Origin of the sequence: Calothrix sp. FACHB-168, assembly GCF_963889195.1 — a bacterium.
Classification (GTDB): Bacteria; Cyanobacteriota; Cyanobacteriia; order Cyanobacteriales; family Nostocaceae; genus Aulosira; species Aulosira anomala_A.
Genome location: NZ_CAWPNJ010000015.1, coordinates 85197 through 97212, shown reverse-complemented (window position 1 = coordinate 97212; position 12016 = coordinate 85197). Strand labels below are relative to the sequence as shown.

Here is a 12016-nt window from a genome sequence, read left to right as displayed (position 1 = left end):
GCCTACCTTTTGGGTAGGCTGCTGTTTTTGCTCCCAAATCTTAAATAATCTTTTGGAGATGTTGTACTAACTGAGGTGCTTGCATCACGCCTTCAATTCTATCTACTGGTTGACCTTGCTTAAACAGTACCAAAGTTGGGAGAGCGTAAATTTGATACTGAGTAGCTATTTCTTCATATTTTTCTGTATCTATTTTCACAATACGTAACTTATCTTTAAGTTGGGCATTAACCTGCTCTAAAATTGGCACCATCATTTGACAAGGGCCGCACCATGAAGCATAAAAATCTACCAACACAGGTACATCAGAACCAGACAACATCTCTTCAAAGCTGTTGAATTGTTTTTTAGTAGCCATATGACACACCGATTTTGTCTTGATTGATTTAATAGTAATGCTTGGTTGAGAAAATGGTACTAAGTCAAGAGTCAAGCCTTAAAAATAGGGGCATGGGGCATGGGGCATTGGGCATTGGGCATTGGGCATTGGGCAAAAGTCAAATAGAATTCTTAATTCTTAATTTTGAATTTTGAATTTTGAATTGTTTGTCCTCCTTGTCTCCCTTCCCTTCCCTTCCCTTGTCTAGCGTTCGTCATCACGAAAGTACGGATATTGCACTCTTGCGGTGAGCAAGAACCTCACTTGATTTTCTCGGATGTTTGTTAATTTAAAATCAGATGTTATAAAGCTTGAGATTATACCTGGCAAATCACAGAATCTCATATCTTAGAAAGATAACATAATACAAATTTCTAGAGGAGGCTGGTAGATGGCTGCAACCGACTTTAAAGACTATTACACAATTTTGGGAATTAGTAAGACTGCTAGTCCAGAGGAAATTAAACAAGCTTTTCGTCGGTTAGCTCGTAAATATCATCCTGATGTTAACCCAGGCAATAAACAGGCGGAAGCTAGTTTTAAAGAAGTTAACGAAGCTTATGAGGTATTGTCTGACCCAGATAAGCGCAAAAAGTATGACCAATTTGGTCAATACTGGAAACAAGCAGGTGAAGGCTTCCCCGGTGGTGCTGGGGTTGATATGGGCGGTTTTGACTTTAGCCAATATGGTAGTTTTAATGACTTCCTAAATGAGTTATTTGGTGGTGCTGGGCCTCGCAGTAGCCGAAGCTATTCTTATAAAAGTTCCACAGGTAGACCTGGGGGTTTTGGCGGTTTTAATGATTTTGGTTTCCAAGATGTAGGTGCTGGTGGTTCACAAGATAGTGAAGCAACTATATCTCTAACCTTTAATGAAGCGTTTGCTGGCGTACAAAAGCGCTTTAGTTTAGGTAGCGAAACCATAGATGTGCGTATCCCGGCTGGTGCTAAATCGGGTACTCGTCTGCGCGTGCGAGGAAAAGGTCAAATTAATCCCATGACTCAACAACGGGGTGATTTGTACTTAAAGGTAGAACTACAACCCCATTCTTTCTTCCAAATCGAAGGCGATAATTTGGTTTGTGAACTCCCAATTACACCAGATGAAGCTACTTTAGGCGCTTCCATTGATGTACCGACACCAGATGGTTCAGTAAACGTTAAGCTACCTGCGGGTGTGCGTTCTGGTCAATCCCTACGTTTGCGTGGTAAAGGCTGGCCGATAGCTAAGGGTGGACGAGGCGATCAGTTGGTGAAGGTGGCGATTGTACCACCCAAAGAACTTAGCCAACAAGAGCGGGAATATTATGAAAAAATTCGGTCTATACGTACTTATAATCCCCGCAGTCACTTGCAACAGGTCAAGTTATAGGAAATGTTTCGCGCCCAGAATTAGAGAATCTGTGGCGCGAAGCCATTTTTAGGGTTTATTTGGTTTAATTAGCTTGATTTTTCGCCATTAAAGTTTTTATCCGAGACTTAAACGCTGCAATTGTCTCGGGAGTAGGTTGAGTAGTTTGCCAAGATGGGCGTTGCATGATGTTGTCGCTCCAATTTTGCAATTTAGAATTAAAACTAACCCCCATTTGTGGTAAGAAAAGAATGCTACTACCTGCAACAATATCCGCCAGAGTTAATTGTTCGCTACCAAAGTAAGGGCGATCGCCTAGTAGTTGCTCAAAAAAATTTAGTACGATAGTCGCTTTCTGTTTTGCTTCCTCAATTTTCTCAGGGTCGGAGTCTAAGCCAATCATTTGCCGCAATAGGGGATTTATGGCTGGTAAAAGTTCATTTACGGTTACCATCTCCACCATGCGCACAATTGCTAAAGCTTTCTCTTCTTTGGGCAATAAACTAGGGTTAGGATACTTAGCTTCTATATAATCGAGAATTGCTAGAGATTCCACTACCCGAAAGTCATCATCAACTAATACAGGAACATGATGAAAGGGATTTAGCGCCACAAACTCTGGCTGAAACTGATCGCCATTCAGCTGCATTTCGATTAATTCAAAATCCAGTCCCTTTTCTAGTAAAGCAATCCAAGGACGACGGGAGTTAAATGAAATCGGTTGGTGATAAAGTTTGAGCATCAGTAAATCCTATTTTCACTCAACTACAAGCATCAAATTGTGCTAATAATGTCTCCACACTAGCATTATGATCCAGAAAAGAAAATAAATGATAATAGCGGAGTTTGCCTGATTTATCTAAGACAAATTGTGCAGGTAAAGGTGCGCCTAAGGCTTGTCCTACGCGATATCTGCGAAAGACACCACAAGCAGGATCGCTGAGTAAAGGCATTTTTAAACCTAAGTCTCTGACTACTATTTCACTTTGCCTTTCATCGGTACTAGTAATCAGCAATATCTCGACATCACGCTCTTGAAATTGCTCGTAATTTTCATTCAAAGATTTTATGTGCGGATAGCAAAATGGGCAATATTGCTTTTCTGTAAATATTCTGGTAAAAGCCAATAATACTGGTCGCTTACCGCGAAACGCAGACAATTTTACCAAACTATTATTTGTAATATCTGGTAATTGAAAATCTGGCGTTCCCACTTCCAGTCTTAATTCATTTATCGCCGGAATTGGCAGAAAATTCCGAAAGAAACGCTCATTTATTAAGCCGCTAAAATCAGTTGAAGTTAGCATATTTATTATCCTTGATAATTGAAAGTTAAGAGTCAATAGTCAATAGTCAATAGTCAATAGTCAATAGTCAATTATGTGCTGTTGACCGTTGACCGTTGACCGTTGACTGTTGACTGTTGACCAATGACAAACGAAAAAACCACAGATAGGCACTGAAGTTAACACTGATTCATCTGTATCTGTGTTTATCGGTGATTATCTGTGGTTATAAATGATACTGCTCTTCAATCCAGTATACTGCGTTGCCAATTTATGGCAAGAGCAATCTAGACTGCAGAGAAGTAAACTTTAGACTTCACGGGGTCGGGATTCATGGTTTTATCCCCTGGTTGCCAACCGGCAGGACAAACTTCGTCTGGGTGAGACTGAACGTACTGAATTGCTTGTAATGTCCGCAGGGTTTCATCAACGCTACGACCAAAAGCGAGGTTGTTAATGGTTGCGTGCTGGATTACACCATCTTTATCGATGATAAACAGACCGCGTAAAGCAATACCTGCTGCTGGATCGAGAACGTTGTAAGCTGCGCTGATTTCTTTCTTAATGTCGGAAACTAAGGGATAATTCAAGTCGCCAACACCACCAGATTTGCGGTCAGTTTGAATCCAAGCTAGGTGAGAAAACTCACTATCAACGGAAACACCAAGAATCTCGGTGTTAATTTTCTTGAATTCTTCGTAGCGATCGCTAAATGCTGTGATCTCAGTGGGACAAACAAAGGTAAAGTCTAGGGGATAAAAGAATAGAACAACATACTTACCGCGATAGTCGGAAAGTTTGATGCTCTTAAATTCTTGATCCGCCACAGCTGTTGCTGTAAATTCTGGAGCCTGTTGACCAACGCGGAGGCTTCCTTCTGTTCCGTAAGTGAGGGACATTATCTTAATTCTCCTTCAACTTATATCCATTTACTAGCGTTGGAATTCGGGTCAGTGAAAACTTTCCCTTCCACGCTGTCACAGTTTAATTACGATCTGTTACGACTATATCATAGTCATAACGATTTTGAGTAGCAAATGGTTGATTTAGATCAAAGAGAGTGGTTATTGACCAATGGCTTAGGTAGTTTTGCCAGTGGGACAGTAGCTGATGTCAGGACGCGCACCTACCACGGTTGGCTATTTGCCGCCACAAACCCCCCATCTGGGCGAACTCTGCTGCTTTCGCATTTAGAAGCTAGCCTAGAAGTAGAAAAAAAAGTTGTCACCTTAGGGACAAATTATTGGCGTAGTGGGCGAATAGAAGCTACCGGCTACCAATTGCTACGTGATTTTGAGATTCATCCAGTTCCAAAATGGATTTGGCGACAGGATAATTGGCAGTTGAGTCGGCAATTGATCATGCCTTATGGTTTGGTAGAAACTGAGGGAAAGGTAAATTCGCCAAATTCTGCGCCTGAGTTATGCCATCGACTATTAATTCAGTATCGTTATGAAGGTACAGAAGCCAGTATTTTAAGGTTACGACTGCTAATTGGCGATCGCGATTTTCATCATCAACAAACAGCTTCCCCAGAATTACACTTTTCCCAAGTGCTATTACCCCAGCAAGTTTGTCTCCAAGCAATTATGGATGGGCGTTTTGGCACGCCTTGGCATTTACGCTGGACAAAAGGAGACTATAAAGCTGATGGTGTGTGGTATTGGGATTATCAATTAATAGAAGAAACTCGGCGGGGATTAGGCGACAAAGAAGACCTTTATAGTCCGGGTTATTTAACAGTTCATCTTCAACCCGGTGATGTTGTTACCTTAGAAGCTAGAGTAGGTTTCCCCAACCCACAGCCAGAACCTTTAACTGGTGAAACCTTTACCGAAGCGATCGCATCTGAAGAAGAAAGACTAGCTCAGGTTTTTGGCTTTGATCGAGGGACTAATCAAAACCCCAATGCCCCACACCCAACATGGAAGAAATTACTTAAAGCTAGCGATCAATTTATTGTTTATCGCGCTTCAATTACCGGGCCTACTGTGATTGCTGGTTACCATTGGTTTAATGATTGGGGACGCGATACTTTAATTGCTTTACCAGGTTTAGCACTAGTAACGCAACGCTTTGATTTAGCAAAAGGACTGTTGCAAACCTTTGGAAATTACTGTCACCAAGGTTTAATTCCTAATGCATTTCCTGATGTTGGTGGTGAGCCTTTTTACAACAGTATTGATGCTGCACTATTATGGATTGAAACCTTGGGACTTTATTTAGAAGCTACAAAAGATTGGCAGTTTTTAGCCGAACAATTCCCGATAGTACAGCAAATTTATAAAGCCTTTGTTGGTGCTACCCGCTACAATATCCATGTTGATGCTACTGATTGGCTAGTTAGTTGGGATGCGCCTCATGTAGCCTTGACTTGGATGGATGCTGTAGTGAAAGGAGAACCTGTCACACCTCGCTTGGGTAAGCCAGTAGAAATTAATGCTTTGTGGTATTCTGCTTTGTGTTGGCTGAGTCAGTGGGCAGAAAAATTAAGTCAAAATCAGGATACTAATTCAGAACGGCTGGCAAAGCAAGCACAGCGTTATGGACAACAAGCAGAACAGGTAAAAGCTTCCCTGCAAAAATTTTGGAATGCAAAACTCGGTTATTTTTACGACACCATCGAATTGGACGATCGCCGTCACGCGCAAATCCGCCCTAACGCAGTTTTAGCTTTATCCTTATATCATTGCGGATTTCCCGCAGAACAAGGGCGTCAAGTACTTGCAGTTGCGGCTTCTGAGTTACTCACCCCCTATGGACTGCGGAGTTTAGCGCCTACCGATCCGCAGTATATTGGCAAATATCAAGGTAACCCAGAACAACGCGATCGCGCCTACCATCAAGGTACAGTTTGGAGTTGGCTGATAGGGCCGTTTATTCGTGCTTGGCAACGTTATTATCCCGAACAACCAGTACCTTTTGATTGGCAACCTCTATTAAAGCACTTTCTAGACGATGCTTGTCTTGGCTCAATTTCCGAAATTTTTGATGGCGATCCACCCCATCAACCCAAAGGTGCGATCGCCCAAGCTTGGTCAGTGGCTGAGGTTATTCGTTATCTACCAAAATCTCAGCTTTAGAACAGACGATTGTACAGACGCGATTCATCGCGTCTCTAACTAAACCTTTGTGCGATCGGTCAAAATTTCATAGCCGGTTTCTGTCACTAATACAGTATGCTCAAACTGGGCTGATAAAGAATTATCTACAGTTACTGCTGTCCAGCGATCGGCTAAAGTTCTGGTATGCTTAGAACCTGCATTTAAAATTGGCTCGATGGCTAAAGTCATTCCCGCACGTAATTTTACATTGGGCATTTCTCTAGTACGGTAGTTAAATACAGAAGGTTCTTCGTGTAAATTGCGTCCTACACCATGTCCTGTGAATTCTTCTACCACTGTAAAACCATTGACTTTCACATGGTCTTCAATGGCTCCGGCTAGATCCATTAAGTATGCACCCGCTTTTACTTGTTCAATACCTTTATACAGAGCTTCTTCAGCGACGCGAATCAATTTAGCGGCTTCTGGGGTAACTTCACCGACAGCAATTGTAATGCAAGAATCGCCATGAAAACCTTGAAAATAAGCGCCTGTATCTACTTTTAATACATCCCCAGTCCGAATTACTTTCTTTGGATTTGGGATTCCATGTACAACTTCGTTGTTAATGCTGGCACAAATAGTACCAGTAAATCCGTGATATCCCTTAAAGCTTGGGGTAGCACCCATTTCGCGAATGCGTTTTTCTGCATAAGCATCCAAGTCAGCCGTAGTCATTCCTGGTTGGACTAGCTCAGAAATTTCTTTGAGTACGGTGGCGACAATTTTTGCCGATTCTCGCATGATATCAATTTCACGCGGCGATTTAAGTTCGATACCTCGGCGTTGTTTACTGGGAGATGGTGGCTGAGTGGCTTGAGCAAGTAAGTTACTGAGTATGTTCATGAGAGATTAAAGCGATCGGCGCTGTCACGCTGAAGGTTAAGTTTTTTCTAGATTAGTTGAGAAATAATATCTATATTTAAATTAACTTATTTTTTACTGTCTTATTGATTTGTGACAGTAATTTATATGAGATTTTCTCGTGATTGGCTGTCTTAAAAAGTTCAGATTTAAGGAAGCCTCATCTCTTATTTTTCGCTTTATGGGTGGTTTTTACAAATCTTTGTATGGGCGGGTTTACAGATATCCTCACTGTTCAAGAAAGATCCAAATAAACCCGCCCCTACCACTGACTACTGACTATTAACAAAACTCCATCCCTTTATGGGTGGAGTTTTTTATTGTAACTTTGAAATTTTCAATTGGTAACAGTAATCTCTCCCGTCATACCTGCTTCTGTATGTCCTGCTACTGAGCAGCGTAGGGTATATTTTCCTGACTTGAGCGGTACAAATACCCAGTCTGCTGTCGCACCGGGTTTGAGTTCCACTTCATGAATAGCTCCTTTAATTTCTACTTTCCCAGCTTCGACTTTTTGTGTCCAGATACCATCGGCGAAGTCTTTGGCAGTAAAATAATGTTTCATTTGGCTAGGGTTAGCTAGCCGGAGATTATAACGTTTTCCCGCCACAAATTCTAAACTATTTGGCTCAAATTTGAGTTCGTTAGCTGCATTACCCAAACTAACAGAAACTTCAACTGCTGGTTGCTTGAGTAAATCACCAGATCCAGTTGCTGCTAATGCTGAATTATGGCTGAAAACCAAGCACAGCATTAATAATAATATGATATAAATCTGCTTGATAGTTTTCATCGTCCAAAATAGTATTTAAATTTGTTTTTTCTCATTGACTCATTTAATTACGAATTACGTAGACGCGTTCGCGGAGCGTTCTCGAAGAGTAGCGGCTTCCCGAAGGGTATGACGAATTAGTAATTATTTCATTTGGGCTAATACAGCCGGGCCTGCTGTTGCTACTACAATCTTATCTGGATGGATTAATTCACGAGCGGCTTGATTGACTTGATTGAGGGTAACTTGCTGAATTTTGTCTGTAAAAGCGCGGAGTTCGACTTTATCAAGTCCATGTACTTGATTCATCAAAATAGTTTTAGTTAATTCTTCTGGATTAGCTAAAGAAACATTGTAGTTGCTAATTAATGTTTGTTTAGCTGCTTCAATTTCTGCGGCTACAACACCTTGTTGATGAATTTGCTTTAAGAGTTTTTGAGTGCTAGCGATCGCTTTTATGGTATCTTCTGGACTAGTTTGCAATTCTATCCAAAATGTGCCTGCATTTTTCCCGACTTGGAAGTAACTATAAATTCCATAGGTTAACCCTTGGCGATCGCGTACTTCTGCCCCTAATCTACTAGATAGGGTATCGCCTCCCAAAATCTGATTTAAGACTAAAGCTGCATAAAATCGGGGATCTTTACGGCTAATACCCTTGTAACCCATATAAGTAATTGCCTGGGCTTTACCCGGTAGGATAGAGTTGACACGTACTTCCTTGTCGGGCATTGATACTTGAGGATATTGTAATTTTGGCGCTTCGCCGCTAACTTTCCAGCCGCCAAATTCTTTTTCTAGTAGCGATCGCACTTTGGCAGGTTCAAAATCTCCTACTATTGTTAACACCATATTATCAGGACGATAATATTTTTCTTTAAAAGCGATCGCATCTTTGCGCTTAATCTTTTTTAAACTTTCTGCTGTAGGAAAGTTATGTAAAGGATGTTTGTGCGGATAAATCGACTGCACAAATGTTCTAATAGCTACCTCATCTGGATCGTCTAAATCTAATTTGAGATTAGTTAAAGCTTGTTGGCGCTCAAGTTCCCACTCTTTCGTTGGGAAGTTACTATTTTTAACGACATCTGCTAAAGTTTTTAAAATTACAGGTAAGTCACCCGCTAAACTGTCACCATCAATGCGCACGCCTTCGCGGTAGGCTCTAAACTCTAAATTTGCACCTTTATCTTCTAAAGCTTGGGCAATTTGTAAAAAATCTTGAGTTTTCGTGCCATTCATTAAGTTATCTGCTACTAACGATGCTAATCCTGCTTTATCTTCAGGGTCAAATTCCGTACCTGCATTAATATGACCGCTAAGAGTGATAGTAGGAATACTGCGATCGGGTAGTAGTAATAATTTTAAACCATTGGCAAGTTGAAATTGTTGTGGTATTTCTCGCTCGCCAATATCTGTGATTTCATCCACGGGGGGTAAGTATTTTAATACTTCAGTGGGTGCTACAGGCGAGCCTAAACCGAAATTTTCTGTAGTTTGAGTAGAATTGGGTTTGCTTGTACCTTTTAACTCTTTTTGGCTAGGTTCAAAGTAACCAACTGTACGTGCTTCTGGTTTCAGGTATTTTTTAACTACAGCAACAACATCTGCTGGTGTTACCTTGCGGATAGCAGCTAAGTAGCGTTCTGTATGGCGATAGTCACCAGTTGTGGTTTCATCATTACCCAATTGCATTGCTTGGTTAGTGAGATCGCGGTTAGCTAAAATTACCGCAGCTTCTAATTGGGTTTTTGCACGATTAACTTCTGCTGCTGTGACTCCTGATTTAACTAAATCCGCGATCGCCCGATTTAAAACCGAGTCAATTTTCTCTAAACTTTGATTATAAGCTGCTGTCACCAACAATTCATACCAACCAAATTCTCGCAGGCTAGTCACAGAAGCGCCAATATCACTAGCTAACCCAGATTCTATCAATACCCGATCCAAGCGCGAATTTCGCCCTTCTGTCAAAATATAATCCATCACATCTAATGTAGGTACATCTGGATGGTTGATATCAGGTAATGGATAAACGACTTGTAACAGTTCCCCCGCACCTGCTTCTCGCAATACAATAGGAGACTCGGATAACTGTTGACTGCGCTGCACTGAGCTTGTCGAAGTGTTGACTGTTGACTGCGCTGCACTGAGCTTGTCGAAGTGTTGACTGTTGACTGTTGACTGTTGACTATTGACTATTGACTGTTGACTCTTCGGTAATTTCCCAAATATCTCTTTAACTACTTCCAGAGTGGGCGCAGTTTGAAAATCTCCCACAATGACTAAAACAGCATTATCAGGACTGTAATATTTTTGATAGTACTTTCTCACCTGCTCGACTGTAAATTTTTCCACATCGGCTTTTGTTCCCCCAACAGGTAAACCATATGCATGATTGGGAAAAGCTGCACGCATCACAGCCCGATTGAGGCGGTATTCTGGGCTATTTTCGTAACCTTGTAACTCAGAAATAACTACTCGTTTTTCACTACCTAGCTGTTCGGTATCAATTACTGAACTTTGCATCCGATCAGCTTCTAAAATAAGTAGCGCCTTCAGCTTATTGCGTTCCGCAGTACCGTAATATGCGGTTTGATCGTAGCTGGTGAAAGCGTTGGAATCACTACCTAAAGCGCTAAATAACCTGCCAAATTGAATTGGACGAGTTTCTGTCCCTTTAAACATCATATGTTCTAACTGGTGCGCAATCCCATTCAGCCCTGGTTCTTCGTTGCGCGAACCTACCTTGTACCATACTTGTACAGTTACTACTGGCGCAGTATGTACTTCTTTTGTCAGTACTGTCAGGCCATTTTCGAGTAATGTCTTGTGGACGTTTTCTGTCACTGTTGGGGGTAGATTTTCTTGTGGATTTACTATTGACTGAGCATGTATCTGCTGTGATGTAACTATATGTTGGCTAACAGCAGATTTACCGCTAAATAACAATACCGCAATCATCCATAAAGTGAACAGCAATAACAAAAAACGATATCGATACAAGGTAGTAAACACAGGCATGGATTTTGCAGATGCTTGTAAACTAAGTTACATAAATTGAGTGATTAATCTAGTTTAGTCCCTATAACCAGTCTCTCACCTTAGCACAGTCATAGAGATCAGATATTCTACCAGCCAATATCGGAGAAATAAACTAGAAATTAATTTATTTTTGCTAAAATTCGCAAAAATTCCAGAGGTAAGCCATCAGTATCTGCAATAAAAGCCACTTCAAAAATGCGATCGCCTATTTGTTGCTGTGTCGGTTCTAAAAGTATTTTTATTGGTGCTAAATCTGTTGTTGCCACTTGTTGTTGTAAATTGGTTAACCAACTGGGCAAATCTGGTGTAATTTCTGTTAAATCAAAGGAAAGATGATAATAACCCACATAATGCTCATCAGCAAAAGCATCTGGGGCTGGTTTCGGTTCGGGAATTTGGATTAGTTCAATTCTCCCACCCAATCCTTCCATCCAACAAGCCAGGGTATAGCCTGTAGTGAAGCGTTCGCAAACTGTAAACCCCAATTGTTCGTAAAAAGCGATCGCCCGATGAATATTCGCAGTCCGAATTGAAGCGTGGTGCATAATTTTTGGTTGTCAGTCGTCAGTTGTCAGTTGTCAGTTGTCAGTTGTTAATTAATTATGACCACTGACTACTGACAATTGACCAATGACAATTACTCAAACAATCTGAAATAAGGATAGCGTACAGGGACACCAGGCTCTTTTTCCAAATCAAAATTAATCACTTCCCAACAAGGTTCATCTGTGGGATCGGGGCTAAACTCTACCGGTAAACCGTATAGCCGCGCTGAGGTATTTTCCGTCGTCTGTTGTTGTCCAGAACGCCAAGTAGTGCTGCGTTCTAAATAACCACTCATTAACTCTTGATAACGACGCGCAATAATTACCCGCGTAGCTCGGAAACCTTGAGTATAAAGTTTATCCAACGCTTCGTGAATTTCAAACCTTATACCATCGGGATGGGTATGTTGTCTATACCATTCGTTATTCCACTTCCGCCAATGGCGTCCCGACTGTAAATGAATTAATTCACCCGTTTTCGGATTAGCTTCAAAAGCCCCATGACGCGGACATAAATAGGTATCCGTAAGCGTCAACGCCTGAATTGTTTGGCGACAGTGGGGACACTGAATGTCGGGGCCAAATATTGGGTACTGCAAGCCTGGATTCATCATGAAGTGCGTAGAAACATAGTTTTGTCTTCACCAGCACCAGTGGGTTTGATTTTACA

Annotated in this window: 11 protein-coding genes; 2 read left to right on the top strand and 9 right to left on the bottom strand. The window is 41.3% G+C overall.

The window, feature by feature from the left end; genetic code table 11:
- Positions 1-40: 40 nt before the first annotated feature.
- The gene (gene trxA, locus AACW45_RS08430; RefSeq protein WP_190632581.1) at positions 41-358 is read right to left on the bottom strand and encodes a thioredoxin; all 318 of its coding nucleotides are present in this window, start codon (positions 356-358) and stop codon (positions 41-43) included.
- A gap of 412 nt (positions 359-770) precedes the next feature.
- On the opposite strand from trxA, the gene AACW45_RS08425 reads away from it, so the two are divergent.
- The gene (locus tag AACW45_RS08425; protein WP_190632580.1) at positions 771-1751 is read left to right on the top strand and encodes a DnaJ C-terminal domain-containing protein; all 981 of its coding nucleotides are present in this window, start codon (positions 771-773) and stop codon (positions 1749-1751) included.
- A gap of 64 nt (positions 1752-1815) precedes the next feature.
- On the opposite strand, the gene AACW45_RS08420 is transcribed toward AACW45_RS08425, so the two are convergent.
- The 3 genes from AACW45_RS08420 to AACW45_RS08410 form a co-directional block, all read right to left on the bottom strand.
- The gene (locus AACW45_RS08420) at positions 1816-2472 is read right to left on the bottom strand and encodes a glutathione S-transferase family protein (RefSeq protein ID WP_190632579.1); all 657 of its coding nucleotides are present in this window, start codon (positions 2470-2472) and stop codon (positions 1816-1818) included.
- A gap of 19 nt (positions 2473-2491) precedes the next feature.
- A complete protein-coding gene (locus tag AACW45_RS08415; protein WP_190632578.1) occupies positions 2492-3037 on the bottom strand; it encodes a peroxiredoxin family protein in 546 nt (181 codons plus the stop codon).
- A 266-nt stretch (positions 3038-3303) separates the two neighbouring features.
- The gene (locus AACW45_RS08410) at positions 3304-3915 is read right to left on the bottom strand and encodes a peroxiredoxin (RefSeq protein WP_190632577.1); all 612 of its coding nucleotides are present in this window, start codon (positions 3913-3915) and stop codon (positions 3304-3306) included.
- A gap of 138 nt (positions 3916-4053) precedes the next feature.
- Here AACW45_RS08410 and AACW45_RS08405 point away from each other — a divergent pair, with 138 nt between their 5' ends.
- Entirely contained in the window at positions 4054-6099 is a 2046-nt protein-coding gene (locus AACW45_RS08405) for an amylo-alpha-1,6-glucosidase (RefSeq protein ID WP_190632576.1), read from the top strand.
- A 39-nt stretch (positions 6100-6138) separates the two neighbouring features.
- On the opposite strand, the gene map is transcribed toward AACW45_RS08405, so the two are convergent.
- The 5 genes from map to AACW45_RS08380 all read right to left on the bottom strand — a co-directional run bounded on the left by map (position 6139) and on the right by AACW45_RS08380 (position 11957).
- Positions 6139-6966: a type I methionyl aminopeptidase gene (gene map / locus AACW45_RS08400; protein WP_190632575.1), complete on the bottom strand. Its 828-nt coding sequence runs from the start codon at positions 6964-6966 to the stop codon at positions 6139-6141.
- Positions 6967-7321: 355 nt separating this feature from the next.
- Complete coding sequence (locus AACW45_RS08395) at positions 7322-7738, bottom strand: cupredoxin domain-containing protein (protein WP_242045507.1); 417 nt, start codon at positions 7736-7738, stop codon at positions 7322-7324.
- 162 nt (positions 7739-7900) lie between these two features.
- Entirely contained in the window at positions 7901-10780 is a 2880-nt protein-coding gene (locus tag AACW45_RS08390) for a M16 family metallopeptidase (protein ID WP_190632573.1), read from the bottom strand.
- A 140-nt stretch (positions 10781-10920) separates the two neighbouring features.
- The gene (locus AACW45_RS08385; protein ID WP_190539803.1) at positions 10921-11346 is read right to left on the bottom strand and encodes a VOC family protein; all 426 of its coding nucleotides are present in this window, start codon (positions 11344-11346) and stop codon (positions 10921-10923) included.
- Positions 11347-11438: 92 nt separating this feature from the next.
- On the bottom strand, positions 11439-11957 hold the full coding sequence (locus AACW45_RS08380) for a TIGR02652 family protein (RefSeq protein ID WP_445223156.1): 519 nt from the start codon (positions 11955-11957) through the stop codon (positions 11439-11441).
- Positions 11958-12016 lie beyond the last annotated feature (59 nt).